Here is a 26762-nt window from a genome sequence, read left to right as displayed (position 1 = left end):
GCGTCGAGATTCTTATGGATAAATTGATTATTAGCGGTGGCGCTCGTCTTGATGGCGAGATCCGCATTTCCGGGGCAAAAAACTCTGCCCTGCCGATCCTGGCTGCCACCTTGCTGTGCGATGGCCCGGTAACCGTTGCCAACCTGCCGCACCTGCACGACATCACCACCATGATCGAGCTGTTCGGTCGCATGGGCATTGAGCCGGTGATCGACGAGAAACTCAGCGTCGAAATCGACCCGCGCACCATCAAGACCCTGATCGCTCCGTACGAACTGGTTAAAACCATGCGTGCGTCGATCCTGGTACTCGGCCCGATGGTTGCCCGTTTCGGCGAAGCCGAAGTTGCACTGCCTGGCGGTTGCGCCATCGGTTCGCGTCCGGTGGACCTGCACATCCGTGGCCTTGAAGCCATGGGCGCGGTCATCGACGTTGAAGGCGGCTACATCAAGGCGAAGGCCCCTGAAGGTGGCCTGCGCGGTGCGCACTTCTTCTTCGACACCGTCAGCGTGACCGGTACCGAAAACATCATGATGGCCGCCGCCCTGGCCAAGGGTCGCAGCGTCCTGGCCAACGCCGCGCGCGAACCTGAAGTTGTCGACCTGGCGAACTTCCTGATCGCCATGGGTGCCAAAATCACTGGCGCCGGCACCGACACCATCACCATCGATGGCGTTGAGCGTCTGCACCCGACCACTTACAAAGTGATGCCGGACCGTATCGAAACCGGGACTTACCTGGTCGCTGCTGCCGTGACCGGCGGTCGTGTGAAGGTCAAGGACACCGATCCGACCATCCTCGAAGCCGTTCTCGAAAAACTCCGCGAGTCGGGTGCTGAAATCACCTGCGGCGAAGACTGGATCGAGCTGAACATGCACGGCAAGCGGCCGAAAGCCGTCAACGTGCGCACCGCTCCGTACCCGGCATTCCCGACTGACATGCAGGCGCAGTTCATCTCGCTCAACGCCATTGCCGAAGGCACCGGTGCCGTGATCGAGACGATCTTCGAAAACCGCTTCATGCACGTTTACGAACTGCACCGCATGGGCGCCAAGATCCAGGTCGAAGGCAACACCGCCATCGTCACCGGTACCGAGAAGCTGAAAGGCGCGCCAGTGATGGCCACCGACCTGCGTGCTTCGGCCAGCCTGGTGATCTCGGCGTTGATCGCTGAAGGTGACACCCTGATCGATCGCATCTACCACATCGACCGTGGTTACGAGTGCATCGAAGAGAAACTGCAGATGCTCGGCGCCAAGATCCGCCGCGTACCGGGCTAGTTCCTGCTGCATGGGCGCAAGGACGCGCCCGCTGGTTTCGTTTCAAATCGGGGCTGTCTTTTCATTATTGAGAAAGCCTCGATGTGTGTCCGGCGCCATTTGCGACCGGGCATCAGTAGCCTGATAAGGACTGACGTTTCCCATGTTGACCATCGCACTGTCCAAGGGCCGCATCCTTGACGACACCCTGCCGCTTCTGGCTGAAGCGGGCATCGTGCCGACCGAGAATCCGGACAAGAGCCGCAAGCTGATCATCCCCACGACCCAGGCCGATGTGCGCCTGCTGATCGTGCGCGCCACCGATGTGCCGACGTATGTCGAGCATGGTGCCGCTGACCTGGGCGTCGCCGGTAAAGATGTGTTGATGGAATATGGTGGCCAGGGTCTGTACGAGCCTCTGGACCTGCGAATCGCCCTGTGCAAGCTGATGACCGCTGGCCGTGTCGGCGATGTCGAGCCCAAGGGCCGTCTGCGGGTCGCGACCAAGTTCGTCAACGTTGCCAAGCGCTATTACGCCGAACAGGGCCGTCAGGTCGACATCATCAAGCTGTACGGCTCGATGGAACTGGCGCCGCTGATCGGTCTGGCGGACAAGATCATCGACGTGGTCGACACCGGCAATACCCTGCGCGCCAATGGCCTGGAACCTCAGGATTTCATTGCCGACATCAGTTCCCGGCTGATCGTCAACAAAGCTTCGATGAAAATGCAACACGCCCGTATCCAGGCGTTGATCGACACCCTGCGCAAGGCAGTGGAGTCTCGACACCGCGGCTGATTCACCTGCGCGACCTTGAGTCGCGCCCGTCTATCCGCCTCATAGCCAGAATCTCAGGTGCCCAAGCGGAAACGACTGCTAAGTTAGGGCGCCTGAGTTTTTGCCATTCCTATGAGGCTCTCGCTATGACCGCACCGACTGCAATTCGCCGACTCAACGCTGCTGACCCGGATTTCGCACATCATCTGGATCATCTGCTGAGCTGGGAAAGTGTGTCTGACGACTCGGTCAATCAGCGGGTGCTGGACATCATCAAAGCCGTGCGCGAGCGCGGCGATGCGGCGCTGGTGGAGTTCACCCAGAAGTTCGACGGCCTGGAAGTCGCCTCGATGGCCGACTTGATCCTGCCGCGCGAACGCCTGGAACTGGCGTTGACCCGTATTACAGTGCCTCAGCGTGAAGCGCTGGAAAAAGCCGCGACCCGCGTGCGCACTTATCACGAAAAACAGAAACAGGATTCCTGGAGCTACACCGAAGCCGACGGCACGGTGCTGGGCCAGAAGGTCACGCCGCTGGATCGCGCCGGCCTGTACGTGCCGGGCGGCAAGGCGTCGTACCCCTCGTCGGTGTTGATGAACGCGATTCCGGCCAAGGTCGCCGGCGTGACCGAAGTGGTCATGGTGGTGCCGACCCCGCGCGGTGAAATCAACGAACTGGTGCTGGCCGCCGCCTGCATCGCCGGCGTCGACCGCGTGTTTACCATCGGGGGCGCACAAGCGGTTGCCGCGCTGGCTTACGGCACCGAAAGCGTGCCGAAGGTCGACAAGGTCGTCGGCCCGGGCAACATCTATGTCGCCACCGCCAAGCGTCACGTATTCGGCCAGGTCGGTATCGACATGATCGCCGGCCCGTCGGAAATCCTCGTGGTGTGCGACGGCAAGACCGATCCGGACTGGATCGCCATGGACCTGTTCTCTCAGGCCGAGCACGACGAAGACGCTCAGGCGATTCTGGTCAGCCCGGACGCCGAGTTCCTCGACCAGGTTGCCGCCAGCATCGCCAAACTGCTGCCAACCATGGAACGCGCCGAGATCATCGAAACCTCGATCAATGGCCGTGGCGCCTTGATCAAGGTGCGCGATATGGAACAAGCCATCGAAGTGGCCAACCGCATTGCGCCGGAGCACCTGGAGTTGTCGGTCGCCGATCCGCAAGCGTGGTTGCCGCAGATCCGCCACGCGGGCGCGATCTTCATGGGCCGTCACACGTCTGAAGCCTTGGGCGACTACTGCGCCGGGCCGAACCACGTGCTGCCGACTTCTGGCACAGCGCGCTTCTCGTCGCCGCTGGGTGTGTACGACTTCCAGAAACGCTCGTCGATCATCTTTTGCTCCGAGCAGGGTGCGTCGGAACTGGGCAAGACCGCTTCGGTGCTCGCCCGTGGCGAGTCGCTGACGGCCCACGCCCGCAGCGCCGAATACCGCATCATCGACGAGCTCTCCATTGAAGGGCAGGGAAAACTGAAATGAGTAAATTCTGGAGTCCGTTCGTCAAGAACCTGGTGCCTTACGTGCCGGGTGAGCAGCCGAAACTGGCCAAACTGGTGAAGCTCAACACCAACGAAAACCCTTACGGTCCGTCGCCTAAAGCCTTGGCCGCGATGCAGACCGAACTGAATGACAACTTGCGTCTGTACCCGGACCCGAACAGTGATCTGCTGAAGAACGCCGTTGCCGACTATTACGGCGTGCAAAGCAATCAGGTGTTCCTGGGCAACGGTTCCGACGAAGTCTTGGCGCACATCTTCCACGGGTTGCTGCAGCACGATAAACCGCTGTTATTCCCGGACATCAGCTACAGCTTCTATCCGGTTTACTGTGGGTTGTACGGCATCAAGTTCGACGCGGTGCCGCTGGATGAGCAGTTCCGGATCGCCCCGGCGGACTACGCCAAACCGAACGGCGGGATCATTTTTCCCAACCCGAATGCGCCGACCGGTTGCCTGTTGGCGCTGGACGCGGTGGAGCAGATCCTCAAGGCCAGCCCGGATTCGGTGGTCGTGGTGGATGAGGCTTACATCGACTTCGGTGGCGAGACGGCAATCACCCTGGTGGACCGTTATCCAAACCTGCTGGTGACCCAGACGTTGTCCAAGTCCCGTTCACTGGCCGGCCTGCGGGTGGGTCTGGCGGTGGGGCATCCGGACCTGATCGAAGCGCTGGAGCGGATCAAGAACAGCTTCAACTCCTATCCGCTGGATCGTCTGGCGAATGTCGGGGCGGCGGCGGCGTTCGAGGACCGTGAGTACTTCGACAAGACGTGCCGGTTGGTGATCGAGAACCGTGAGAAGGTCGTCGCGCAATTGCAAGCGAAGGGCTTTGACGTGTTGCCGTCGGCGGCGAACTTCATCTTCGCCCGTCACCCGCAGCACGATGCGGCGGGACTGGCGGCGAAGTTGCGCGAGCAGGGCGTGATCGTGCGGCACTTCACGCAGGAGCGAATTGCCCAGTTCCTGCGGATTTCCATCGGCACGCCTGAGCAAAACCAGGCACTGATCGACGGTCTCGGCGACCTGTAAATCGCTTTCGCTGGCGAGCCAGCGCCTACAGATAATTGTGTCGTCCACAACGCTTGTGATTGACACAAATCCTGTAGGCGCGGGCTTGCCGGCGAAAGATCCGCCGCAGAATCGATGCCTTACTCGTGATGCGCCTCGCCGAGGAACGTCAGCGAACTGAACAGCCCCCGGCTGCTCACATCAGCGCTGCCCTGCACCGGCACTTCCATCTGCGCCGCAATCACATTCAGCCCCTCATTACGCACCTGCACCTGCGCTCGACCTTCCGAATCTGTTTCGGTACTCAGCGTATTCGGCGCACTGCGATAGTCGCCAATCAACTTCACGCCCGCCGCCGGTTTGCCGTCCAGCAGCACGCGCACCGGCAACGACTTGCCTGGCCCGACCGTTAACGGGTCGACCTCCGGCAGAATCAGCAATTTCATCTGCTCAAGCGCCGGCAACTTCGCCCCCGGTTGATAAATCGCCAGGCTGTACTTGAACGTCTGGATGGATTCAACCGCCCCGGGCACTTTAGTGCGTCCTTTGTTGACCCACTTTTTATCAGCGGTCCGCGACCACATGCCGTTGTTCAGCGCCACGGCCATGACGGCCGGTGGTTTCAGCGGTTGCAGGCGGGCGTGGTCGGCGAGGCGCTGGACGGACACCGGGATCATGTTGCCGCTGACGTCATAGGCCCAGGCACCGCTGATTTTCTGTGGTTTGAAGGTGTTGTCTTCGGCGCCGTGGCCGTAAACCACTTCGACAGTGCCGCGGCGCTGTTCGGTCCACAGGCCATGGGCCGAGACTTCAGCGGCGAAGAGCAGGGCGAGCAGCGCCAAGGGCTTGAGAGATTGCATTTGCATGGTGACGTCCTTTACAGGTTGAGTGTCAGGCTGACGGTGAAATTGCGCGGCTCACCGGGGCTGACCCAGTAGTTGCTGTAAGAGCGCTCGAAGTATTTCTCGTCGAAAAGGTTGTTCAGGTTCAGACCCACGATGACGTTGTCGCTGGCCTTGTAATGGGCCAGCAGGTCGACGGTGTGGTAAGCCGGTAGTTCGAAGTCGCTGCCGGCTTCACCCGAGCGATCGCCGACAAAGGTGAACGCCGCGCCGAGGTCTGAGCCGCGCAAGTAACCCTCCTGAAATTCATAAACCCCCAGCAGACTGCCGCTGCGCCTGGCCACGCCGAGGATGCGGCTGCCCGCAGGAATGGCTCTATCGCCCTTGGTGACTTCAGCATCGATATAGGCGAATGCGCCGATCACCCGCACGGCGTCGGTTACCTGGCCGGTGACTTGTAGATCGAAACCCTGGCTGCGAGCCTTGCCCATGGCGCGGCTGGTATCGGTGCCCGGATCGAGGGCGAGGACGTTTTCCTTGTCGATTCGAAACGCGGCGAGGGTACTGCTCAGGCGGTTGTCGAACAGCTCGCTCTTGATCCCCACCTCGTAGCCGACACCTTCTTCCGGGTCGAAGGATTTGCCAGCGGCGTCCAGTCCGTTGTTCGGTTTGAATGAAGTGGAGGCGTTGGCGAACAGACCGACTTCAGGTGTCAGTTGATAGAGCAGGCCTGCCCGTTGAGTCAGCGCATCGTTGCTCTGGCGGCTGGCTGTGCTGCGGGTGTGATCGTCGATGCCTTGCTCGAAATGTTCGAAGCGCGCACCGATCATGCCGCGCAGTTTGTCGGTGAAGATGATCTGATCCTGCAGGTTCAACGCATGGCTTTCGACGTGTTCGAAGATGTCCGTGCCGGAACGCGCGCCGTCGGGTTTGCGCTGGCCGTAGACGGGTTGGTAAATGTCGATGGTGTAGGGGGTGCCGGCAATGGTCGTGACCCGCTCATCCTTGCGGTAATTCTCGTATTCGCTGCCGATCAGCAGTTCGTGCTGCCAGGTGCCAAGGTCGAACACGCCGCTCAGTTCGAGTTGGGTGATGCTGTCGTGCCAATTGTTGTCACGCTCACGGTAGCGGCGGTTGACCGTGTGGCCGTTGGCATTCAACGGCCGGGTTTCCGAAGCGAAGCCCCAGAGTTTTCCTTCTTTGTAATGGCTGGCCAGGCGCAGCTTCCAACGGTCGTCGAGCTGATGTTCGAGCGCGGCTTGCAGACTATTGTTGTGGTTATCGATGTCGCCATCGTTGGGTTCGCCGAGGAAGGTCGAGCGCGAGACGCCGCTCCATTTATTGTTCGGCGCGACAATGCCACGGTCGAAGGTGGAGCTGTGGCGGACGAATTCGCTCTCCACCAGCACATGCGTGTCGGGGTTCAGTTGCCAACTGAAGGAGGGCGCGACGAACACGCGCTGGCTCTCGACGTGATCGCGGAAACTGTGGTTGTCCTCGACGGCCAGATTGACCCGCGAGAGCACATTGCCGTCGGTATCCAGCGGTGTGTTGACGTCCAGTGCGGTGCGATAGCGATCCCAGCTGCCAGCACTGGTCTGCAGCGTGGTGAAGGCGTGCGGTTGGGGTTTCTTGGTCACGATGTTCAACGTGCCACCCGGATCGCCTCGGCCATAAAGGCTGGCAGCCGGACCTTTGAGCACTTCTATTCGCTCGATGTTCGCCACGTCCGGCGTGCTCGGGTAGCCGCGATTGGCACTGAAACCGTCCTTGTAGAACTCCGATGTGCTGAAGCCGCGCACGCTGTATTCGTAGAGCGTCAGGCCACCGAAATTGTTCTGCTTCGATACGCCGCCGGCAAAGTCCAAGGCGCGTTCAACGCTGGTGCTGCCCAAGTCTTTGAGCACACTCGCAGGTACAACGCTGATCGATTGCGGGATGTCGCGGATAGCCGTGTCGGTCTTGGTCGCGCTGGAGGAGCGGGAGGCGCGATAGCCTTTGACGGGGCCGGTGGGGGATTCGTAGTCAGAGGTGACGCTGATCGCGTCCAGTTCGAGCGGGCTGGAATCTTCGGCGAAGACCGGATCTGCCAATAGACCAAGGGCCAGACCTGCCGCAGAAACCATGGTTCGAGACGACATGTTATGTTGTTCCAATAGTGATATTGAAACAATATAACATGTCTAATGAGAATGTCTTCCAACAGCCCGAGAATCTCGGGCCGGGCTTAGTTCTCTTCTTTTTCCTTCACGGGCGCGGGCGGTGGACGCAAGCCGATTTCCGCGGTCAGCTTCAATTCCTTGCCGTTACGCATCACCTGAACCGTGACCTTGTCGGTCGGTTTGATCCGCGCAACCTGGTTCATCGAGCGACGACCATCACCGGCCGGCTCGCCGTCGATGGCAAGAATCACGTCACCCAATTGCAAGCCAGCCTTCTGCGCCGGTCCGTCGCGGAAGATCCCCGCGACCACGATGCCCGGACGTCCCGACAGGCCAAACGACTCCGCCAGTTCCTGGGTCAATGGCTGTACTTCGATCCCTAGCCAGCCACGAATCACCTGGCCGTGTTCGATGATCGACTTCATTACTTCCATCGCCAGCTTCACCGGGATCGCGAAACCGATGCCCTGCGAACCGCCGGACTTGGAGAAGATCGCCGTGTTGATGCCGGTCAGGTTGCCATTGGCGTCTACTAGCGCACCGCCGGAGTTGCCCGGGTTGATCGCCGCGTCGGTCTGGATGAAATCTTCGTAGTTGTTCAGGCCCAACTGGTTGCGACCGGTGGCGCTGATGATGCCCATGGTCACGGTCTGGCCGACGCCGAACGGGTTGCCGATGGCCAGGGCCACGTCGCCGATGCGGATGTTATCGGAGCGACCCACGGTGATCGCCGGCAAGTTTTTCAAATCGATCTTCAACACCGCGAGGTCGGTTTCCGGGTCGCTGCCGATTACGCGGGCCAGGGTTTCACGGCCGTCCTTCAACGCCACCACAATCTGGTCGGCGCCGCTGGTCACGTGGTTGTTGGTCAGCAGATAACCTTCCGGGCTCATGATCACGCCGGAACCCAGGCTCGATTCCATGCGCTTCTGCTTCGGCGAGTTGTCGCCGAAGAAGCGCCGGAATTGCGGATCTTCAAACAGCGGATGGTTGGGCTTGTTGATGACCTTGGTGGTGTACAGGTTGACCACCGACGGCGCGGCGATGGTCACTGCGTCGGCATAGGACACCGGACCCTGTTGCACGAAGGTGGATTGCGGGGCTTGTTGCAGGTTGACGTCGAGGCTCGGCAACCCGACCCACTGCGGGTAACGCTGGATAATCAACAGAGCGATAAGCACGCCGGCCAACAGCGGCCAGCTGGAAAAACGCAGCGCCTTGAGCATTAAGCACGTCCTGAAAGGTTGCAGGCGGTATGAGACCGCCCATAATGTCGCGCATTATACGAGGCCGCGCGCGCCTCTGAACGGGATATTTAGGAGTCTTTTATGGCCGTCGCCCTGAGCACCCTGGTCGAAGAAGCCGACCGTTATCTGAACAGTGCCAAGATTGCCGATTATTGCCCCAACGGACTGCAGGTCGAAGGCCGGCCGCAGGTGATGCGCATCGTCAGCGGCGTTACTGCGAGCCAGGCATTGCTGGACGCCGCGGTCGAAGCGCAGGCCGATCTGGTGCTGGTGCATCACGGCTATTTCTGGAAGGGCGAGAACCCGTGCATCACCGGCATGAAACAGCGCCGCTTGAAAACCCTGCTTAAGCACGACATCAGCCTGCTGTCCTATCACTTGCCCCTGGACCTGCACCCGGACGTCGGCAACAACGTGCAATTGGCGCGTCAGCTGGACATTACCATCGAAGGCCCGCTCGATCCGGATAACGTCAAGGTGGTCGGTCTGGTCGGCTCGTTGAGCGAACCGGTGACGCCACGCGATTTCGCTCGCCGGGTGCAGGAAGTCATGGGTCGCGAGCCGCTGTTGATCGAAGGCAGCGAGATGATTCGCCGGGTCGGCTGGTGCACCGGTGGCGGCCAGGGTTACATCGATCAGGCCGTATTGGCCGGGGTCGACCTCTACCTCAGCGGCGAAGCCTCCGAGCAGACCTTTCACAGCGCCCGGGAAAACGACATCAGCTTCATTGCCGCCGGCCACCACGCCACCGAGCGCTACGGCGTGCAGGCGCTGGGGGATTACCTGGCGCGACGGTTTGCGCTGGAGCACATCTTCATCGATTGCCCGAATCCGATCTGAAAGTGCTCTCGATCAAACTGTAGGAGCGGGCTCGCGAAAACGATTCAACATCCAGCAATGGTGTCGACTGACTCACTGCTTTCGCGAGCAAGCCCGCTCCCACATTGACGGCTGGCGCCCAAACGGCGGGGTATATTCATATACCCTTTCGATCTAGCCCGCGTCCTGAATAGAAGAGGTCGCTGTGCTAGGATTCCCCGCTCGAACACGGCCCGCAGGCCGTCCATAAGATCGTTTTCGTGAGTAGCCATGGTCGACAAACTGACGCATTTGAAACAGCTGGAGGCCGAAAGCATCCACATCATCCGTGAGGTCGCCGCCGAGTTCGATAACCCGGTGATGCTGTACTCCGTCGGTAAAGACTCCGCCGTGATGCTGCACCTTGCGCGCAAGGCATTCTTCCCGGGCAAGCTGCCGTTCCCGGTGATGCACGTCGACACCCGGTGGAAGTTCAAGGAAATGTACGCGTTCCGCGACAAAATGGTCGAAGAGCTCGGCCTTGACCTGATCGTGCACGTAAATCCCGATGGCGTCGCGCAGGGCATCAACCCGCTGACGCACGGCAGTGCCAAGCACACCGATATCATGAAAACCGAAGGCCTCAAGCAGGCCCTCGACAAACACGGCTTCGACGCCGCGTTCGGTGGCGCCCGCCGCGACGAAGAAAAATCCCGTGCCAAAGAGCGCGTGTATTCCTTCCGCGACACCAAGCACCGCTGGGACCCGAAAAACCAGCGTCCAGAGCTGTGGAACGTCTACAACGGCAACGTCAACAAGGGCGAGTCGATTCGCGTGTTCCCGTTGTCGAACTGGACCGAACTTGATATCTGGCAGTACATCTACCTCGAAGGCATCCCGATCGTGCCACTGTATTTCGCCGCCGAGCGCGACGTCATCGAGATGAATGGCACCTGGATCATGATCGACGACGAACGCCTGCTCAATCACCTGAGCGACGAAGACAAGGCGCGCATCGTCAAGAAAAAGGTCCGTTTCCGCACATTGGGCGACTACCCGTTGACCGGTGCGGTCGAGTCCGAGGCGACCAGTCTGACCGACATCATTCAGGAAATGCTCCTGACGCGAACTTCCGAACGCCAGGGCCGGGTCATCGACCACGACGGCGCAGGCTCGATGGAAGAAAAGAAACGGCAGGGGTATTTCTAAGCTTTGAGTTACAAGCGGCAAGCTGCAAGTTAACGGCGGTATGCGTAACTTTGTAGTTTGGTGCTTGTGACCGGTTGCTGCGAGCCGTGCTTGGGTTGCTCGTTATGGATTTCGAGAGGCTGGTTGTCTGGCAGCGTAGCAAGTGTTTGGCGGTGGGTATTTACAGAGAGTTTGCGCGTTGCCGGGACTTTGGTTTCAAGGATCAAATCACCCGCTCCGCGCTTTCAGTACCTTCCAATATTGCTGAAGGCATGGAACGGCGCAGCGCAAAGGAAAAAGTTCGTTTTCTTTGGATTGCCAAGGCTTCCTGTGGAGAGTTACGCACGCAACTCCTCATTGCCCGTGAAATTGCTTACATCGCCGATCCACTGGCTGAAAATTGGATTACAGAAACTCGCGAGCTTTCAAGAATGCTCTGCGGCTTGATCAACACAATTTCTGACTAGCTGTACGCCGACAAGCTTGCCGCTTGAAGCTTACAGCTTGGAGCTCGAATGCAATGAGTCACGTATCTGATTTGATCAGCGAGGACATCCTCGCCTACCTGGGCCAGCACGAACGCAAGGAAATGCTGCGCTTCCTGACGTGTGGCAACGTCGATGACGGCAAGAGCACCCTCATCGGGCGCCTGCTGCACGACTCCAAGATGATCTACGAAGATCACCTGGAAGCCATCACCCGCGACTCGAAAAAAGTCGGCACCACCGGCGACGACATCGACCTGGCATTGCTGGTCGACGGCCTGCAGGCCGAGCGTGAGCAGGGCATCACCATCGATGTCGCCTACCGCTATTTCTCCACCGCCAAACGCAAATTCATCATCGCCGACACCCCTGGCCATGAGCAGTACACCCGCAACATGGCCACCGGTGCGTCCACCTGTGACCTGGCGATCATCCTGGTCGACGCCCGTTACGGCGTGCAGACCCAGACCCGTCGCCACAGCTTCATCGCCTCGTTGCTCGGCATCAAGCACATCGTGGTCGCCATCAACAAGATGGACCTCAATGGCTTCGACGAAAGCGTGTTCGAGTCGATCAAGGCCGATTACCTGAAGTTCGCTGACGGCATCGCCTTCAAGCCGACCACAATGGCCTTCGTGCCGATGTCGGCGCTCAAGGGCGACAACGTAGTGAACAAGTCCGAGCGCTCGCCGTGGTACACCGGCCAGTCGCTGATGGAAATTCTCGAGACTGTCGAGATCGCCAACGACCGCAACTACACCGACCTGCGTTTCCCGGTCCAGTACGTCAACCGTCCGAACCTGAACTTCCGTGGCTTCGCCGGCACTCTGGCCAGCGGCATCGTGCACAAGGGCGACGAAGTCGTTGTGCTGCCGTCGGGCAAGAGCAGCCGCGTGAAATCCATCGTCACCTTCGAAGGTGAGCTGGAGCATGCAGGTCCCGGTCAAGCGGTGACGCTGACCATGGAAGACGAGATCGATATCTCTCGCGGCGACTTGCTGGTGCACGCCGACAACTTGCCGCAAGTGACTGACGCGTTCGACGCCATGCTGGTGTGGATGGCTGAAGAGCCGATGCTGCCGGGCAAGAAATACGACATCAAGCGCGCCACGTCGTATGTGCCGGGCTCGATCACCAGCATCGTCAACCGCGTTGACGTGAACACCCTGGAAGAAGGTCCCGCCAGCTCGTTGCAGTTGAACGAGATCGGTCGGGTCAAGGTCAGCCTCGACGCCGCCATCGCGCTGGACGGTTATGCGAGCAACCGCACCACCGGTTCGTTCATCGTCATCGACCGTTTGACCAACGGCACCGTCGCCGCCGGCATGATCATCGCTCAGCCGTTGGCGCATGGCAGCAGCACGCACCACGGCAAACTGGCGCACGTCGCCACCGAAGAACGTGCTCAGCGCTTCGGCCAGCAGCCGGCCACCGTGTTGTTCAGCGGCTTGTCGGGCGCCGGCAAAAGCACCCTGGCCTATGCGGTTGAACGCAAACTGTTCGACCTCGGTCGCGCGGTTTTTGTACTGGATGGCCAGAACCTTCGTCATGACCTGAACAAAGGTCTGCCGCAGGATCGCGCCGGGCGTACCGAGAACTGGCGTCGTGCCGCGCACGTTGCGCGGCAGTTCAACGAAGCCGGGTTGCTGACACTGGCCGCCTTCGTCGCGCCGAGTGCCGAAGGGCGTGAGCAAGCCCGGGACCTGATCGGCAAGGAGCGTTTGCTGACGGTCTACGTCCAGGCCTCGCCGACAGTCTGCGCCGAGCGTGACCCGCAAGGCCTGTACGCGGCGGCCGGGGATAACATCCCGGGCGAGTCCTTTCCGTACGACGTGCCGCTGGATGCCGATCTGGTGATCGACACCCAGACCGTGTCGCTGGAAGAAGGCGTCAAGCAAGTGCTGGACCTGCTGCGTCAGCGCGGCGCGATCTAGGACAGGATCAGCGACAAGCTTCTAGCTTCAAGCTGCAAGAAAAAACCCGCAGATGAGTGATCATCGGCGGGTTTTTTTGTGCTTCTGAAATCGCCATCGCTGGCAAGCCAGCTCCCACAGGTGGTGAGCTGATTTCGAAAACGCGTAGATCCTGTGGGAGCTGGCTTGCCAGCGATGAGGCCAGCCCAGGGAACTCAAGACTTGGCGGGATATTCCCGATGCATCTGCCCCAGCAGCGCATCCTTGTCTTCCCACAACTGATTGATCCACCCCTGAAACTGCAAGCGATACTCCCCATCCTGGTCGTAATTCTTGCCAATGAACTGCGGCGGAATCTTCAGTTCCTGAAAATGCACCACCACGTCCGCAACGTTGCCGCAGAGTAAATCCCAGTACCCCGGACGCCCGCCCGGATAGTGAATGGTCACGTCGACGATAGACTCCAGCTGCTCACCCATTGCATCCAGCACAAACGCAATGCCGCCGGCCTTGGCTTTGAGCAGGTATTTGAACGGTGATTTCTGCTGCGTATGCTTGCCGTCGGTAAAGCGCGTGCCTTCGACGAAATTGAAAATTCCTACCGGGTTGTTGCGAAACTTCGCGCAGGTCTTTCGCGTGGTTTCCAGGTCTTTGCCTTTCTTCTCCGGGTGCTTTTCCAAGTAGGCCTTGGAGTAGCGCTTCATGAACGGAAAGCCCAGCGTCCACCACGCCAGGCCAATCACCGGCACCCAGATCAGCTCTTGCTTGAGAAAGAACTTCAACGGCTGGATACGGCGGTTGAGCACGTATTGCAGCACCATGATGTCGACCCAGCTCTGGTGGTTGCTGGTGATCAGGTAGGAGTGCCGATAGTCCAGCCCTTCGAGTCCGCTGAGGTGCCAGCGGGTGCGGCGGACCAGGTTCATCCAGGCCTTGTTGTTGCTGATCCAGGCTTCATGGGTATGACTCATCAGCCAGCGGGTGAAACGCTGGGTGATGGCGAATGGCAGCACTTTGAAGATCGCCACGCAGAACAGAAACGAACACAGCAGAATCGTGTTCAGCGCCAGCAGCAACGATGCGATCACGCCGCGCACGGCGGCAGGCAGGAAATCCAGCATTTAAAGATCCAAAGGTCGGTTGGCAGCTTGAATCGCGGTCAACGCGATGGTGTAGACGATGTCGTCGACTTGCGCGCCGCGCGGCAGGTCGTTGACCGGTTTGCGCAGGCCTTGCAGCATCGGCCCGAGGCTGACGCAGTCGGCACTGCGTTGCACGGCTTTGTGCGTTGTGTTGCCGGTGTTCAGGTCGGGGAACACGAACACCGTGGCGCGACCGGCGACCTGGCTGTTCGGCGCCAGTTGCCGGGCGACGGTTTCGTTGGCGGCTGCGTCGTACTGCAAGGGCCCGTCGATCAGCAGCGAATTCTGCTGTTCGTGGGCGAGCAAGGTCGCTTCGCGGACCTTCTCGACCTCTTCGCCACTGGCCGATTCGCCGCTGGAGTAGCTGATCATTGCCACCCGCGGGGTAATGCCGAAGGCCGCTGCCGAGTCGGCACTTTGCAGCGCTATCTCGGCCAGTTCGGTGGCGCTCGGGTGCGGGTTCATCACGCAGTCGCCGTAGACCAGCACTTCTTCGGGAAACAACATGAAGAACACCGACGACACCAGCGTGCAGCCCGGCGCCGTTTTAATCAGCTGCAGTGCCGGGCGAATGGTGTTGGCCGTGGAGTGGATGACGCCGGACACCAGACCGTCGACTTCATCCAGCGCCAGCATCATGGTGCCGATCACCACGGTGTCTTCGAGTTGCTGTTCGGCCATCGGCGCATTGAGGCTTTTGCTTTTGCGCAGGGCAACCATCGGTTCGACGTAGCGTTGGCGAATCAGGTCGGGATCCAGAATCTCCAGCCCCGGCGGGAGCACGATATCGTGAGCGCGCGCGACGGCTTCGACATCTTCCGGTTTCGCCAGCAGCACGCAACGGGCAATGCCGCGCGCCTGACAGATCGCCGCCGCCTGCACGGTCAGCGGCTCGCTGCCTTCCGGTAACACGATGCGCTTGTTGGCAGCCTGGGCACGCTGGATCAATTGATAACGGAACACCGCCGGTGACAGGCGCATTTCCCGTGGTGTGCCGCAACGCTGGTGCAGCCAGTTGGCGTCGAGGTGGCTGGCGACGAAGTCAGTGATGATCTCCGCACGTTCGCGGTCGTCGATCGGGATTTCCTTGTTCAGGCCGTTCAACTGGTTGGCGGTGTCGTAGGAGCCGGTGCTCACCGACAACACTGGCAGGCCGGCCTGCAAGGCGCCGCGGCACAGGTCCATGATCCGTGGGTCGGGCAGGGTGTCGCTGGTCAGCAGCAGCCCGGCCAGCGGCACGCCGTTCATGGCGGCGAGGCTGACGGCGAGGATGATGTCGTCGCGGTCGCCGGGCGTCACCACCAGCACGCCGGGCTTGAGCAGCTCCACGGTGTTGCGCATGGTGCGCGCGCAGATAATGATTTTGGTCATGCGCCGGGTTTCGTAATCGCCGGCATTGAGGATTTGCGCGCCCATCAGATCGGCCACGTCGCGGGTGCGCGGCGCGTTCAGTTCGGGCTGGAAAGGAATGCAACCGAGCAACCGGAAATCACCACTGCGCAGCAATGCCGAATGGTCTTTCAGGCGCGCGGCGAACGCCTCCATGCTCTCGTCGGTCTTGACCTTGTTGAGGATCACGCCGAGGACCTTCGGGTCTTTAGGGCCGCCGAAGAGTTGCGCCTGCAATTCCACGCGGCCGGAGAGTTCGGTCAGTACGTCGTTTTCCGGTGCCGAGACCAGGATCACGTCGGCGTCGAGGCTCTTGGCCAAGTGTAGATTGACCCTCGCGGCATAGCTGGCGCTGCGGGTCGGAACCATGCCTTCGACGATCAGCACGTCTTTGCCGATGGCCGCTTGCTGATAGAGCGTGATGATTTCTTCGAGCAGCTCATCGAGCTGACCGTCGCCGAGCATGCGTTCGACATGAGCCAGACCCAGCGGCTGTGGCGGTTTCAAACCGTGGGTGCGCGCCACCAGTTCGGTGGAACGCTCAGGCCCGGTGTCACCCGGATGGGGCTGGGCGATCGGTTTGAAAAATCCGACTTTGAGGCCGGCTCGCTCAAGGGTACGTACCAGCCCGAGGCTGATAGAGGTCAGACCCACACCAAAATCGGTGGGCGCGATAAAAAAAGTTTGCATGCGGATTCTCTAAGGGAGCAGGCAAAGGTGATCATCTATAACTGACGATCTACCGACATTCAGTCGCCAAGGTTATCGCTAACCGAGCCTTGTGCGCACCATCCACAATCAAAGGGCAGGCCTATTTTTTCAATACGTTGCGCCGGATCGAGGACCCAGGCACGCGATTGCCACGGCGGCTGGTGGCGCAGGTGCTGCGTATGGCCGCAGGACAGCTCGACTACCCAATGCCCGTCCCCATCCTGATGGAAACCGGTGAATGTCGTGCCTTTCGCCATAATCCGTCCGTCCGGGTTGTGTTCGCTTTCGGACGATGGCTTCGCTAAACTTGGCCTTTCTAAATTCTTATGCAAAAGGTCTCGCCCCATGCTGATCGCCGCCAATAAGGCTGTCTCCATCGACTATACCCTGACCAACGACGCTGGTGAGGTCATCGACAGTTCCGCCGGCGGCGCGCCGCTGGTCTACCTGCAAGGCGCAGGTAACATCATCCCGGGTCTGGAAAAGGCACTGGACGGCAAAGCAGTCGGCGACGAGCTGACGGTCGCCGTAGAACCTGAAGACGCGTACGGCGAATATGCTGCCGAACTGGTCAGCACCCTGAGCCGCAGCATGTTCGAAGGCGTCGACGAACTGGAAGTGGGCATGCAGTTCCACGCGTCCGCTCCGGACGGCCAGATGCAGATCGTGACCATTCGCGATCTGGACGGTGACGACGTTACCGTCGACGGCAACCACCCGTTGGCCGGTCAGCGCCTCAATTTCCAGGTCAAGATCATCGACATCCGTGAAGCCAGCCAGGAAGAAATCGCTCATGGCCACGTCCATGGCGAAGGTGGCCATCACCACTGATTTTCTGCGCTAAGCTCAGAGAACTGGAGAGGCGCCCGAGGGCGCCTTTTTAGTCCGCGGCTGTCCTTGGTGATATTCCCAAGAGGCTGTTTCGAGAAGAACACGGGAATCTGGAGTCCGTCATGAGTGCTTTTCACGACCTTAAATTGACAGGCCTGAATGGTCAGGAGCTTCCTCTGGCGCCCTTCAAGGGGCACGTCGTGCTGGTGGTCAACGTCGCCTCCAAATGCGGTTTGACCCCACAGTACGCGGCGCTGGAAAACCTCTATCAGCAATACAAAGGCAAAGGCTTCAGCGTCCTGGGCTTGCCGTGCAACCAGTTTGCCGGGCAGGAGCCGGGCAGCGAACAAGAGATTGAGGCGTTTTGCAGCCTCAACTATGGCGTGACCTTTCCGTTGTCCAGCAAGCTGGAAGTCAACGGCCATGATCGTCATCAGCTCTACCGTCTGCTGGCCGGCGAGGGGGCTGAATTCCCGGGCGACATTACCTGGAACTTCGAAAAATTCCTGCTGGGCAAGGACGGTCGCGTATTGGCGCGGTTCTCGCCGCGCACGGCACCGGATGATCCGACGATCATTCATGCCATCGAAAAAGCCCTCGGCTGAAATCCCTCCACTGTAGGAGCGAGCTCGCTCGCGATGGACGTTAACGATAACGTCGAAAAGCCTGAACCCCCCGGTGTTCTCAGGTTTTTCGCGAGCAGGCTCGCTCCTACAGTTTCGTGTGGCTTCTGAATCTTAATCACTGCAATCAATAGTGCTGTTCATTCCGTTGAGCTCTCCATATTATCGCCGTCATAAAGTATTTTCCCGTGGAGCGCCTCATGTCCGTCAAAGCCCTGTTCAAACCGTTCCACCTCGGCAGCCTCGAATTGCCGACCCGCGTCGTCATGGCGCCGATGACCCGTTCGTTCTCGCCGGGTGGCGTGCCCAATTCCAAAGTGATCGAGTACTACCGTCGTCGCGCTGCCGCCGGCGTTGGCTTGATCATCACCGAAGGCACTACCGTCGGTCACATTGCCTCCAATGGCTACCCGAACGTGCCGCATTTTTATGGTGAGGCCGCACTGGCAGGCTGGAAAAAAGTCGTCGACGCGGTGCACGCCGAGGGCGGCAAGATTGTTCCGCAGTTGTGGCATGTCGGCAGCGTGCGGCGCATCGGCACCGAGCCGGACGCCAGCGTGCCGGGCTACGGTCCGTCGGAAAAATTGAAGGACGGTCAGGTCGTGGTTCACGGCATGACACAGCAAGATATCAAGGATGTGATCGCCGCATTCGCCCAGTCCGCCAAGGATGCGCAAAGCATCGGCATGGACGGCGTGGAAATCCACGGTGCCCACGGCTATCTCGTCGATCAGTTCTTCTGGGAAGGCACCAATCAGCGCACCGACGAATACGGCGGCGATCTGGCCAACCGTTCGCGTTTCGCCATCGAACTGATCCAGGCGGTGCGTGCGGCAGTCGGTGAAGGTTTCCCGGTCATCTTCCGTTTCTCCCAGTGGAAGCAGCAGGATTACACCGCGCGCCTGGTGCAAACCCCGGAAGCGTTGGGCGAATTCCTCAAGCCGTTGTCCGACGCCGGCGTGGACATTTTCCACTGCTCGACGCGGCGATTCTGGGAGCCGGAATTCGACGGTTCCGAACTGAACCTGGCCGGCTGGACCCGCAAGCTGACCGGCAAGCCGACCATCACTGTGGGCAGCGTGGGGCTCGATGGCGAGTTCCTGCAGTTTATGGTCAACACCGACAAAATCGCGCAGCCCGCCAGCCTGGAAAAACTACTGGAGCGTTTGAACAACGACGAATTCGATTTGGTGGCCGTTGGACGTGCGCTGCTGGTGGACCCGGACTGGGCGCTGAAAGTGCGTGAAGGGCGTGAAGAAGACATTCTGCCGTTCAGTCGTGAGGCGTTGATGACGCTGGTTTAACCGGCGCTCTCACTGACGCCATCGTTGGCAAGTCGGGTCGCCGCATCGCAGCTCCCACAGGTTTTGTGCTGTAACGCACATCCCTGTAGGAGCGGGCCTTCCAGCGATGCTCTCAAGGCAGCAATGCAACATCAGGTAGAACCTGCTCTTGCGAACAAGCCCCCCGCAACTGCCCCTCAAACTGCTCGATAATCGCCGCCCAACCCTGGCGACTCGCATGCTGGCGTGCATTGAGCCGGATGCAGCGCAAGGTCTCGCGCTCCTCCAGCAGCCACACCGCGGCATCGCTGAACGCCTCTTCATCCCCCGGCATCGCCAGTACGCCGTTGTAGCCATGGCGAATATGCTGGGCCGCTGCGGCCTGATCGTAAGCCACCACCCCCAGGCCTGAGGCCAATGCTTCAAGCACCACGTTGCCGAAGGTTTCGGTCAGGCTCGGAAACAGAAACACATCCCCGGACGCATAGTGGCTGGCCAGTGCTTCGCCCCGTTGTGCGCCGCAGAAAATCGCCTCGGGCAGCTCCTTCTCCAACGCCGCGCGTTGCGGGCCGTCGCCGACGATGATCAGTTTTATTTTTCGCTGTGGATAAGTTTTTTCCAGCGTGTCAAAACTGCGCTTGAGCAAGCCAAGATTTTTCTCCGGCGCCAAGCGTCCTACGTGGATAAGCGCAATGTCCTTGTCGCCGAGGCCCCACTGCTCACGCAGCAATTGCAGGCGTCTGGTCGGATGAAATAACTGGCTGTCGACCCCGCGAGACAGCAATGCCAACCGCTCGAATTGCCGGCGCTCCAACTCCAGGCGCTGGCTGACGCTCGGCACCAGGGTCAGGGTCGAACGGTTGTGAAACCAGCGCAGGTAGTGGGTCAGCAGGCGGGTGAGCAAGCCGAGTCCGTACTGGTTGGAGTACTGCTGGAAATTCGTGTGAAAACCGCTGACCACTGAAATCCCCAGGCGCCGTGCCGCGCGCAATGCCGACAAGCCCAGCGGTCCTTCCGTGGCGATGTACAGCACATCCGGGCGCTGGCGTGTCCAGCGCCGCAGGAGTTTGTGCATCGACGACTGACCCCATTGCAGGCCGGGATACCCTGGCAGCGGCCAGCCCCTGCACAACAGCAATTCATCGTCGCTGCCCAGTTGCTGATCGCAATCCTGTCGTGGCCTTACCAGCTCCACCTGATGCCCGCGCGCGCGCAAACCGTCGCACAAGCGGCCAAGGGTATTGGCCACGCCGTTGATTTCGGGAGGGTAGGTTTCGGTGATCAGGGTGATATGCAGAGCTGTCGTCATGACCTCAGTGTCGGCTGAGGCCATGTCGCCGTTGTGGCGTTTTGATGATGGATTTGTGACGGGCTCAGCGTTGCGTCACCAGATTCTCGGCCCCGCGTTCACGCACCCAGAACAAAGTCGCCCCGGCCACGGCCGCCGGCATCATCAGGATGTTGACCACTGGTATCAGCAACACCAGGTAAACGCTGCCGCCGAAGCTCATGCTCTGCCAGCGTTTCTCGCGCAACCACGCGAGCATCTCGTTCCAGCCCAACTTGTGGTTGTCCGCCGGGTAGTCGATGTACTGGATCGCCATCATCCACACCCCGAACAGCAGCCACAGCGGCGCGGCAATGATGTTCACCACCGGGATGAACGACAGGATGAACAACCCGATCGCCCGCGGCAGAAAGTAGCCGAGTTTGCGCATTTCCCGAGCAAAGGTGCGCGGGACCATGGCAATTAATTCTCCCCAGCTGAAGGTCGGGAAATCGTCGGTGCCGCGCACCACCACTTCGACTTTCTCCGCAAGGAAGCCGTTGAACGGCGCGGCGATGACATTGGCCAGCATCGTGAAGGTGAAAAACACCATCAGCACTACCAGCACCCCGAAAATCGGCCAGAGGATGTAACTGAGGAAACTCAGCCAGTCGGGCAGGGACGGCATCAGCGTGTCGACCCACAGGCTGAATTGATGGCCGGCCAGGTAAATCAATCCGACGAACAGCACCAGATTGATTGCCAGCGGCAACAATACGAACAATCGCAGGCCGGGGCTCAGGACCAGCTTGAGGCCTTCGCGCAAGTATTGCGGGCCGGACAGAACAGGGGCGGGCATATCGTGCTCCGAGCAGTGGGGAAACGCGCCGACCTTACCGGCTTTGCCGCCAGGGCGAAAGCGCGGTCGCAGCATCGACATCAACAGTAACAAAGGCGTCTATATTGTCGCCGTGTCGGGATAGAGACCACCTATGAGCTGGATTGTTAATCCGTATTTCCTTAATCTTCGCCCCCTCGATACGCTGCACCCATTCTTTTACAGGACTGTCGAGTTCGAGCCTTCCCCAAGTGCTTTCAACGGTCCTTTTTTATTCCCGCCGTTCACCCGGCGTTCCGCGCCAGGTGTTTCGGGCCGGTCAACAGGAGCAGGTCATGTCTGAAGTCCGTCATTCGCGAGTGATTATTCTCGGTTCCGGCCCTGCCGGTTACAGCGCCGCGGTGTATGCCGCCCGTGCCAACCTCAAGCCGTTGCTGATCACCGGCATGCAGGCCGGCGGTCAACTGACCACCACCACCGAAGTCGACAACTGGCCGGGCGACGTCCACGGCCTGACCGGCCCGGCGCTGATGGAACGCATGAAAGAGCATGCCGAGCGCTTTGAAACCGAGATCGTATTCGATCACATCAATGCCGTGGATTTCGCTTCAAAACCGTACAGCTTGACTGGCGACAGCGCGACCTACACCTGCGACGCCCTGATCATTGCCACCGGCGCCAGCGCGCGTTACCTCGGCCTGCCGTCGGAAGAAGCGTTCATGGGCAAAGGCGTTTCGGCCTGCGCGACCTGCGACGGTTTCTTCTACCGCAACAAGCCGGTTGCGGTGGTCGGTGGCGGTAACACCGCTGTCGAAGAAGCGCTGTACCTGGCCAACATCGCCAGCACCGTGACCCTGATTCACCGTCGCGAAACCTTCCGCGCCGAGAAAATCCTGATCGACAAGCTCAACGCCCGCGTGGCCGAAGGCAAGATCATCCTGAAGCTGAATTCAAACCTGGACGAAGTCCTGGGCGACAACATGGGCGTGACCGGTGCCCGCCTGAAGAACAACGACGGCAGCTTCGACGAGCTGACAGTCGACGGCGTGTTCATCGCCATCGGCCACACGCCGAACACTTCGTTGTTCGAAGGCCAGCTGACGTTGAAAGATGGCTACCTGGTGGTGCACGGCGGCCGTGAAGGCAATGCGACCGCGACCAACATCGAAGGTATCTTCGCGGCCGGCGACGTGGCTGACCACGTTTACCGCCAGGCGATCACCTCGGCCGGCGCGGGTTGCATGGCGGCACTGGATGCCGAGCGTTACCTCGACGACTTGCAGAACGTTTCGTTCTGATCGGTCTGAAATAAAAAAAACCGGCTTCGGCCGGTTTTTTTGTACGCCTTGTAGGAGCGAGCTCGCTTGCGACGGACTTCAGGGCAACGCGTTTGTCCAGAACACCCGCGTTTACGTTAACGTCCATCGCGAGCTCGCTCCTGCAATGAGTATCGCGACGCAAAATCTGCGACCGCAAGCGATCACAATTCGCTACGTCAGTCCCGGATCGCAGCTTGCTATCAGTTCAACTTACCGAGGCACGCCTCAAGAATATCCAGGCCTTCGTCGAGCACAGCGGCCTCGGTGGTCAGCGGCGCGAGCAGCCGGATGATGTGCCGCGACTTGCCGCTGGGCATCAGCAGCAACCCTGCCTCACGGGCCAGCGCCAGCAGTTGCGTGAGCTGCGCCGGTGCCGGGGTGCCGTCGGCGTTGGACAGTTCGATGCCACGCATCGCGCCGACACCGGTCATGCGTCCCAGATACGTCGACAGGTTGCGGGCGCGCCAGGTTTCGTAGCGACTGACAATCGCTTCCTCCTGCTGCGAGCCCCAGGCGTGCAGGTTGGCATCGGTCATTTCCTCCAGCGTCGCCAACGCTGCGGCACAGGCAATCGGGTTGCCCGAATACGTGCCGCCAAGTCCCCCCTTGGGCAAAACGTCCAGCAATGCCTTGCGCCCGACCACCGCGCCCAGCGGCACGCCGCCGGCGATGCTCTTGCCCAGCAGGATCAGGTCGGGCTCGATACCCAGTCGTGAAAACGCAAAACGCTGGCCGGTGCGGCCGAATCCGGACTGGATTTCATCGGCGATCAACAGGATATTTTTTTCATCGCAGAAACGTCGCAGCGCCTGGGCGAACTCGATGTCCATCGCCAGAAAACCGGCCTCGCCCTGCACTGGTTCGACGATGAAACACGCCACGTCGTCGACGTCGATTTCGATGCTGAACAGTCGATCCATTGCCTTCAACGCCTCGGCGCAGGTCACACCGTTGTCCTTGCTTGGGTAGGGCAAGTGGAACACCGGGCCGGGCAGCACACCGACCTTCTGCTTGTAAGGCGCGACTTTGCCGTTGAGGTTGAGCGTGGCGAGGGTGCGTCCGTGGAAGGCGCCGTCGAAGGCAATCACGGCGGTGCGACCGGTGGCGCCACGGACAATTTTCAAGGCGTTTTCCGCCGCTTCCGCGCCGCTGTTGGTGAGCATGCCGCTGACCGGGTAATCCACCGGAATGAACGCGGCGAGGCGATCCATGAAGTCGAGATACGGCACGTGCTGTGCGGCGTTGAACGCGTAGTGCGTCAGCCGGGTGGCTTGCTCGCGGATGGCGTCGACAATGCGCGGGTGGCAATGGCCAAGGTTCAACACGCCGATGCCGCCGACAAAGTCGATGTAGCGTTTGCCATCGGTGTCCCAGACCTCGGCATTTTTGCCATGGCTGAGGGTGACGGGATGCACGATGTTGATCGACCGGCTGATGGATTCGCTGCTCATGAATGATCGACTCTGAAGAAGGGAGGCTCTTCTTTTATCTAAGCCGTGAGCAGACCTGACCCGCAAACGAAATAAATTCGCCGGGTCAATCTTAAAAGTCGGGATGTGGGATGACACCACTGTAGGAGCGAGCTCGCGATGGACGTGAACGATAACGCGTGAAACCTGGAACCCATCGGCGCCTGGAGGTTTTTCGCGAGCAAGCTCGCTCCTACAATGGTTTTGTTTTAGCGGCGGGTCAGGGGTTGTTGGGCGAACTTCACGCCGGCCAAACCGTGGGCCATCAACGCACGGATATTGCCGTGGTCGCTGCCGTCTGGCGTGGCCACCACCGAGCGGTAATGCTCGCCGAATGCCAACAGCGCTTCTTCATCGCTCAGACCTTCCAGCAAAGCCAGGCCCAAAGTCTTGCACGAACCTTCGTTCTGCCCGGCCGCGTTTTCCACGCCGCCATTATTGAACGCCTGAGGCTGGTAGTCGTAGTTCGCGGCGATGAACGCCAGGGTGTCGGCGAAAACATGTTCGCCGCTTTTGAGGCTAAGGCGCAGGGGGTTCAAATCACTCATTGGGTTTTCCTTTGGCGAACGCCGCTTGTTGTTCGGCGCTGGCTTCTTGCTGGTGCTGGGCTTTCCACTCGGCGTACGGCATGCCGTAGACGACTTCGCGGGCGTCATCGAGGCTGACCTCGATCTGGCGTTCGTCAGCGGCGGCCTTGTACCACTTGGACAGGCAGTTGCGGCAAAACCCCGAGAGGTTCATCAGGTCGATGTTCTGCACATCCTTGCGGCTGTCCAGGTGCGCGACCAGCCGGCGGAAGGCGGCGGCTTCAAGTTCCAGACGTTGTTGGGCAGTCATAGGGGGGGCTCTTCGAGCAGCTGCAAGCTTTGAGCTTCAAGCTGCAAGTGGGGTTGTGGAGGGTTGATAGCTTACCGCTTGAAGCTTGAAGCTTGAAGCTTGAAGCTTGAAGCTTGAAGCTCTAGCGGCTCGCCGCTAGCGTAATCGACACCGACTCGGCGAAACGCAGGGCATGGGGTTTGTCCACTTCCACTTCGGCATAGAGTACCGACGTGTTGGCCATGACCAGCTCAAGAATTTCCTGGGTCAGGCGCTCGAGCAGGGCAAAGCGATTGCCTTCCACGTGAGCGATGATCGCCTTGGTGATGGTGCGATAGTTCAGCGCGTGATCGATGTCATTGTCACGCACCGCTTCCTGGGCTGCGTACAAAATGGTCAGGTTGATCAACACGTCCTGCTTGTTGAGGATCTCATCCTCGTTGATGCCGATGAACGTGCGCAGGCACAGGTCCTTGACCCGAATGCGTGCCATTCCTGGTTGAAGTTGTGGCATTGCTACTTGCTCCGTCCAATCAATTGCAGAAACTCCTGGCGGGTGTTGCTCGACTCGCGAAAGGCGCCGAGCATCACTGAGGTGTTCATGGTCGAATTCTGTTTCTCGACGCCGCGCATCATCATGCACATGTGCCGGGCTTCGATGACCACCGCGACACCGGCGGCGTCAGTCACTTGTTGCACCGCATCAGCGATCTGCCGGGTGAGGTTTTCCTGGATCTGTAGGCGACGGGCGAACATGTCCACCAACCGCGCGATTTTCGACAGGCCGAGCACTTTACCCGTTGGAATATAAGCCACGTGCGCCTTGCCGATGAAGGGCAACAGGTGATGCTCACACAGCGAGTACAGTTCGATATTGTCGACGATGATCATTTCATCGTTGTCGGAGGCGAACAACGCGCCGTTGACGATTTCTTCGACGCTCTGTTCATAACCGTGACACAGGTATTGCATGGCTTTGGCCGCGCGCACCGGCGTGTCGAGCAGGCCTTCGCGATCGGGGTTTTCACCCACACCGATGAGGATCTCGCGATAGCTCTCGGACAGAGCATTCTCGGACAGGGCGTTCTGGGGCATTGATAACGTCATGGATGATCCTCGCGGGGCAAGCTACTTGAGGTGCCTTCCGCCGTTGACGGTCAAGGTCGTGCCGGTGACATAAGGGTTGTCGAACAAATAACGCAGGCTCTGGTAGATCACTTCACTGCCGGGTTCGATGCCCAGCGCGGACTTGGCCAGGGCCTTGGCGCGATACGCTGCGTCGTCTTCGGGATTGAACAGTAGCAGGGCCGGAGCGATTCCGTTGACCTTGATGTGCGGGGCGTACTTCGCGGCAAATGACAGCGTGAGGCTGTCGAGCCCTGCTTTGCTGGCGCAGTAGCCGATGTGCTGGCTGCTGCCCTTGCGGGTCACGTCGTCGCTGATGTGCACGATGTCGGCAGGGATCGAGCGTTGCAGCAAGTCGGCGCAATGCAGGTTGATCAGGTAGGGCGCCAGCATGTGCACGCTGAACAGCCGGGTGAAAGCCGCCGCGTCAGTGTCTGGCGTTTCAGCCAGCCATTCAGAGGCATTATGGATAATCGCCCGCAGGCTGTCGGTGTGAGTCTTCAGTTCGCGGATGAAGGCGAAAATTCCGTCTTCGGTAGAAAAGTCGGCGAACACCGCCGTCGCGCCCAGGTTACGCAATGCCTGTACGCCGGGGCGTTCAGACCGATAGCTGAAGATCACGGCATGACCGTCTTCGATCAAACGCTGCGCGCAATGCAGGCCGACACGCTGGCCAGCACCGGTAATGAGGATCGGGGCGGATGAAGAAGTCATGAACAGCTCGCGTCGCGGTAAGAGCAAAACTATACCAGCGACGGG

General features: G+C 60.0%; 26 protein-coding genes. 12 read left to right on the top strand and 14 right to left on the bottom strand.

Annotation, left to right across the window (positions count from 1 at the left end; all coding sequences use genetic code 11):
• Positions 1–14 precede the first annotated feature (14 nt).
• The 4 genes from murA to hisC all read left to right on the top strand — a co-directional run bounded on the left by murA (position 15) and on the right by hisC (position 4576).
• On the top strand, positions 15–1280 hold the full coding sequence (gene murA / locus ACYZT4_RS16490; protein WP_461981356.1) for a UDP-N-acetylglucosamine 1-carboxyvinyltransferase: 1266 nt from the start codon (positions 15–17) through the stop codon (positions 1278–1280).
• A 142-nt stretch (positions 1281–1422) separates the two neighbouring features.
• Positions 1423–2058 (top strand): ATP phosphoribosyltransferase, encoded by a 636-nt coding sequence (gene hisG, locus ACYZT4_RS16485; RefSeq protein ID WP_007901570.1) that lies wholly within the window; start codon positions 1423–1425, stop codon positions 2056–2058.
• 125 nt (positions 2059–2183) lie between these two features.
• A complete protein-coding gene (gene hisD, locus ACYZT4_RS16480; protein ID WP_461981354.1) occupies positions 2184–3527 on the top strand; it encodes a histidinol dehydrogenase in 1344 nt (447 codons plus the stop codon).
• Entirely contained in the window at positions 3524–4576 is a 1053-nt protein-coding gene (gene hisC / locus ACYZT4_RS16475; protein WP_461981352.1) for a histidinol-phosphate transaminase, read from the top strand. Before hisD ends, hisC begins: the two co-directional genes overlap by 4 nt.
• A gap of 119 nt (positions 4577–4695) precedes the next feature.
• Here the strand turns inward: hisC and ACYZT4_RS16470 are convergent, their stop codons facing one another.
• The 3 genes from ACYZT4_RS16470 to algW form a co-directional block, all read right to left on the bottom strand.
• The gene (locus tag ACYZT4_RS16470; protein ID WP_461988706.1) at positions 4696–5415 is read right to left on the bottom strand and encodes a DUF4198 domain-containing protein; all 720 of its coding nucleotides are present in this window, start codon (positions 5413–5415) and stop codon (positions 4696–4698) included.
• A gap of 17 nt (positions 5416–5432) precedes the next feature.
• Positions 5433–7538 (bottom strand): TonB-dependent siderophore receptor, encoded by a 2106-nt coding sequence (locus tag ACYZT4_RS16465; RefSeq protein WP_461981350.1) that lies wholly within the window; start codon positions 7536–7538, stop codon positions 5433–5435.
• A gap of 86 nt (positions 7539–7624) precedes the next feature.
• Entirely contained in the window at positions 7625–8785 is a 1161-nt protein-coding gene (gene algW / locus ACYZT4_RS16460; protein WP_461981348.1) for a Do family serine endopeptidase AlgW, read from the bottom strand.
• Positions 8786–8887: 102 nt separating this feature from the next.
• On the opposite strand from algW, the gene ACYZT4_RS16455 reads away from it, so the two are divergent.
• From ACYZT4_RS16455 to cysN, 4 genes are all read left to right on the top strand, one after another.
• Positions 8888–9646, top strand: a complete 759-nt coding sequence (locus ACYZT4_RS16455) for a Nif3-like dinuclear metal center hexameric protein (protein WP_461981346.1) — start codon at positions 8888–8890, stop codon at positions 9644–9646.
• 249 nt (positions 9647–9895) lie between these two features.
• Positions 9896–10813, top strand: a complete 918-nt coding sequence (gene cysD / locus ACYZT4_RS16450) for a sulfate adenylyltransferase subunit CysD (RefSeq protein WP_461981344.1) — start codon at positions 9896–9898, stop codon at positions 10811–10813.
• Between the two features lie 104 nt (positions 10814–10917).
• Entirely contained in the window at positions 10918–11259 is a 342-nt protein-coding gene (locus ACYZT4_RS16445; protein WP_461981342.1) for a four helix bundle protein, read from the top strand.
• Positions 11260–11312: 53 nt separating this feature from the next.
• Positions 11313–13211, top strand: a complete 1899-nt coding sequence (gene cysN / locus ACYZT4_RS16440) for a sulfate adenylyltransferase subunit CysN (protein WP_461981340.1) — start codon at positions 11313–11315, stop codon at positions 13209–13211.
• 194 nt (positions 13212–13405) lie between these two features.
• Here cysN and ACYZT4_RS16435 read toward each other — a convergent pair whose 3' ends face one another.
• From ACYZT4_RS16435 to ACYZT4_RS16425, 3 genes are read right to left on the bottom strand one after another with little or no spacing between them, the layout of a single operon-like run.
• Positions 13406–14311: an acyltransferase gene (locus tag ACYZT4_RS16435; protein WP_461981338.1), complete on the bottom strand. Its 906-nt coding sequence runs from the start codon at positions 14309–14311 to the stop codon at positions 13406–13408.
• The gene (gene pta, locus ACYZT4_RS16430; RefSeq protein ID WP_461981336.1) at positions 14312–16411 is read right to left on the bottom strand and encodes a phosphate acetyltransferase; all 2100 of its coding nucleotides are present in this window, start codon (positions 16409–16411) and stop codon (positions 14312–14314) included.
• A 59-nt stretch (positions 16412–16470) separates the two neighbouring features.
• Positions 16471–16809: a DUF3565 domain-containing protein gene (locus ACYZT4_RS16425; RefSeq protein WP_461981334.1), complete on the bottom strand. Its 339-nt coding sequence runs from the start codon at positions 16807–16809 to the stop codon at positions 16471–16473.
• Here ACYZT4_RS16425 and ACYZT4_RS16420 point away from each other — a divergent pair.
• The 3 genes from ACYZT4_RS16420 to ACYZT4_RS16410 all read left to right on the top strand — a co-directional run bounded on the left by ACYZT4_RS16420 (position 16778) and on the right by ACYZT4_RS16410 (position 19190).
• The gene (locus ACYZT4_RS16420) at positions 16778–17263 is read left to right on the top strand and encodes an FKBP-type peptidyl-prolyl cis-trans isomerase (protein WP_150747628.1); all 486 of its coding nucleotides are present in this window, start codon (positions 16778–16780) and stop codon (positions 17261–17263) included. The genes ACYZT4_RS16425 and ACYZT4_RS16420 overlap by 32 nt on opposite strands.
• Before the next feature lie 122 nt (positions 17264–17385).
• Positions 17386–17868 carry a glutathione peroxidase gene (locus ACYZT4_RS16415; protein ID WP_461981331.1) on the top strand — a complete coding sequence of 161 codons (483 nt, stop codon included), beginning with the start codon at positions 17386–17388 and terminating at the stop codon, positions 17866–17868.
• A gap of 218 nt (positions 17869–18086) precedes the next feature.
• Positions 18087–19190 carry an NADH:flavin oxidoreductase gene (locus tag ACYZT4_RS16410; RefSeq protein ID WP_461981329.1) on the top strand — a complete coding sequence of 368 codons (1104 nt, stop codon included), beginning with the start codon at positions 18087–18089 and terminating at the stop codon, positions 19188–19190.
• A gap of 112 nt (positions 19191–19302) precedes the next feature.
• On the opposite strand, the gene ACYZT4_RS16405 is transcribed toward ACYZT4_RS16410, so the two are convergent.
• On the bottom strand, positions 19303–20502 hold the full coding sequence (locus ACYZT4_RS16405) for a glycosyltransferase family 4 protein (RefSeq protein WP_461981327.1): 1200 nt from the start codon (positions 20500–20502) through the stop codon (positions 19303–19305).
• Positions 20503–20542: 40 nt separating this feature from the next.
• Positions 20543–21295: a sulfate transporter CysZ gene (gene cysZ, locus ACYZT4_RS16400; RefSeq protein ID WP_461981325.1), complete on the bottom strand. Its 753-nt coding sequence runs from the start codon at positions 21293–21295 to the stop codon at positions 20543–20545.
• Between the two features lie 314 nt (positions 21296–21609).
• Here cysZ and trxB point away from each other — a divergent pair, with 314 nt between their 5' ends.
• Positions 21610–22572 carry a thioredoxin-disulfide reductase gene (trxB, locus tag ACYZT4_RS16395; protein ID WP_461981323.1) on the top strand — a complete coding sequence of 321 codons (963 nt, stop codon included), beginning with the start codon at positions 21610–21612 and terminating at the stop codon, positions 22570–22572.
• A gap of 221 nt (positions 22573–22793) precedes the next feature.
• On the opposite strand, the gene ACYZT4_RS16390 is transcribed toward trxB, so the two are convergent.
• The 6 genes from ACYZT4_RS16390 to folM form a co-directional block, all read right to left on the bottom strand.
• Entirely contained in the window at positions 22794–24044 is a 1251-nt protein-coding gene (locus ACYZT4_RS16390; protein WP_461981321.1) for a 2-aminoadipate transaminase, read from the bottom strand.
• Positions 24045–24271: 227 nt separating this feature from the next.
• The gene (locus ACYZT4_RS16385; protein ID WP_461981319.1) at positions 24272–24610 is read right to left on the bottom strand and encodes a HopJ type III effector protein; all 339 of its coding nucleotides are present in this window, start codon (positions 24608–24610) and stop codon (positions 24272–24274) included.
• On the bottom strand, positions 24603–24899 hold the full coding sequence (locus ACYZT4_RS16380; protein WP_461981317.1) for a DUF1244 domain-containing protein: 297 nt from the start codon (positions 24897–24899) through the stop codon (positions 24603–24605). The genes ACYZT4_RS16385 and ACYZT4_RS16380 overlap by 8 nt, the downstream gene beginning before the upstream one ends.
• A gap of 121 nt (positions 24900–25020) precedes the next feature.
• Positions 25021–25392, bottom strand: coding sequence for a dihydroneopterin triphosphate 2'-epimerase (gene folX / locus ACYZT4_RS16375; RefSeq protein WP_461981315.1), 372 nt, complete (start codon positions 25390–25392; stop codon positions 25021–25023).
• A 2-nt stretch (positions 25393–25394) separates the two neighbouring features.
• Positions 25395–25985: a GTP cyclohydrolase I FolE gene (gene folE / locus ACYZT4_RS16370; RefSeq protein ID WP_461981313.1), complete on the bottom strand. Its 591-nt coding sequence runs from the start codon at positions 25983–25985 to the stop codon at positions 25395–25397.
• 21 nt (positions 25986–26006) lie between these two features.
• Complete coding sequence (gene folM / locus ACYZT4_RS16365) at positions 26007–26717, bottom strand: dihydromonapterin reductase (protein WP_461981311.1); 711 nt, start codon at positions 26715–26717, stop codon at positions 26007–26009.
• Between the last annotated feature and the right edge of the window lie 45 nt (positions 26718–26762).

It is taken from the genome of Pseudomonas sp. GB2N2 (assembly GCF_054897705.1).
Note: the sequence above shows the minus strand (reverse complement) of the source record. Positions and strands in the feature narration are given on the sequence as shown.

Coding starts and splice junctions, on each gene's coding strand:
- murA (WP_461981356.1), top strand. CDS start 15: ATGGATAAATTGATTATTAGCGGTGGCGCTCGTCTTGATGGCGAGATC.
- hisG (WP_007901570.1), top strand. CDS start 1,423: ATGTTGACCATCGCACTGTCCAAGGGCCGCATCCTTGACGACACCCTG.
- hisD (WP_461981354.1), top strand. CDS start 2,184: ATGACCGCACCGACTGCAATTCGCCGACTCAACGCTGCTGACCCGGAT.
- hisC (WP_461981352.1), top strand. CDS start 3,524: ATGAGTAAATTCTGGAGTCCGTTCGTCAAGAACCTGGTGCCTTACGTG.
- ACYZT4_RS16470 (WP_461988706.1), bottom strand. CDS start 5,415: ATGCAATCTCTCAAGCCCTTGGCGCTGCTCGCCCTGCTCTTCGCCGCT.
- ACYZT4_RS16465 (WP_461981350.1), bottom strand. CDS start 7,538: ATGTCGTCTCGAACCATGGTTTCTGCGGCAGGTCTGGCCCTTGGTCTA.
- algW (WP_461981348.1), bottom strand. CDS start 8,785: ATGCTCAAGGCGCTGCGTTTTTCCAGCTGGCCGCTGTTGGCCGGCGTG.
- ACYZT4_RS16455 (WP_461981346.1), top strand. CDS start 8,888: ATGGCCGTCGCCCTGAGCACCCTGGTCGAAGAAGCCGACCGTTATCTG.
- cysD (WP_461981344.1), top strand. CDS start 9,896: ATGGTCGACAAACTGACGCATTTGAAACAGCTGGAGGCCGAAAGCATC.
- ACYZT4_RS16445 (WP_461981342.1), top strand. CDS start 10,918: ATGGATTTCGAGAGGCTGGTTGTCTGGCAGCGTAGCAAGTGTTTGGCG.
- cysN (WP_461981340.1), top strand. CDS start 11,313: ATGAGTCACGTATCTGATTTGATCAGCGAGGACATCCTCGCCTACCTG.
- ACYZT4_RS16435 (WP_461981338.1), bottom strand. CDS start 14,311: ATGCTGGATTTCCTGCCTGCCGCCGTGCGCGGCGTGATCGCATCGTTG.
- pta (WP_461981336.1), bottom strand. CDS start 16,411: ATGCAAACTTTTTTTATCGCGCCCACCGATTTTGGTGTGGGTCTGACC.
- ACYZT4_RS16420 (WP_150747628.1), top strand. CDS start 16,778: ATGCTGATCGCCGCCAATAAGGCTGTCTCCATCGACTATACCCTGACC.
- ACYZT4_RS16425 (WP_461981334.1), bottom strand. CDS start 16,809: ATGGAGACAGCCTTATTGGCGGCGATCAGCATGGGGCGAGACCTTTTG.
- ACYZT4_RS16415 (WP_461981331.1), top strand. CDS start 17,386: ATGAGTGCTTTTCACGACCTTAAATTGACAGGCCTGAATGGTCAGGAG.
- ACYZT4_RS16410 (WP_461981329.1), top strand. CDS start 18,087: ATGTCCGTCAAAGCCCTGTTCAAACCGTTCCACCTCGGCAGCCTCGAA.
- ACYZT4_RS16405 (WP_461981327.1), bottom strand. CDS start 20,502: ATGGCCTCAGCCGACACTGAGGTCATGACGACAGCTCTGCATATCACC.
- cysZ (WP_461981325.1), bottom strand. CDS start 21,295: ATGCCCGCCCCTGTTCTGTCCGGCCCGCAATACTTGCGCGAAGGCCTC.
- trxB (WP_461981323.1), top strand. CDS start 21,610: ATGTCTGAAGTCCGTCATTCGCGAGTGATTATTCTCGGTTCCGGCCCT.
- ACYZT4_RS16390 (WP_461981321.1), bottom strand. CDS start 24,044: ATGAGCAGCGAATCCATCAGCCGGTCGATCAACATCGTGCATCCCGTC.
- ACYZT4_RS16385 (WP_461981319.1), bottom strand. CDS start 24,610: ATGAGTGATTTGAACCCCCTGCGCCTTAGCCTCAAAAGCGGCGAACAT.
- ACYZT4_RS16380 (WP_461981317.1), bottom strand. CDS start 24,899: ATGACTGCCCAACAACGTCTGGAACTTGAAGCCGCCGCCTTCCGCCGG.
- folX (WP_461981315.1), bottom strand. CDS start 25,392: ATGCCACAACTTCAACCAGGAATGGCACGCATTCGGGTCAAGGACCTG.
- folE (WP_461981313.1), bottom strand. CDS start 25,985: ATGACGTTATCAATGCCCCAGAACGCCCTGTCCGAGAATGCTCTGTCC.
- folM (WP_461981311.1), bottom strand. CDS start 26,717: ATGACTTCTTCATCCGCCCCGATCCTCATTACCGGTGCTGGCCAGCGT.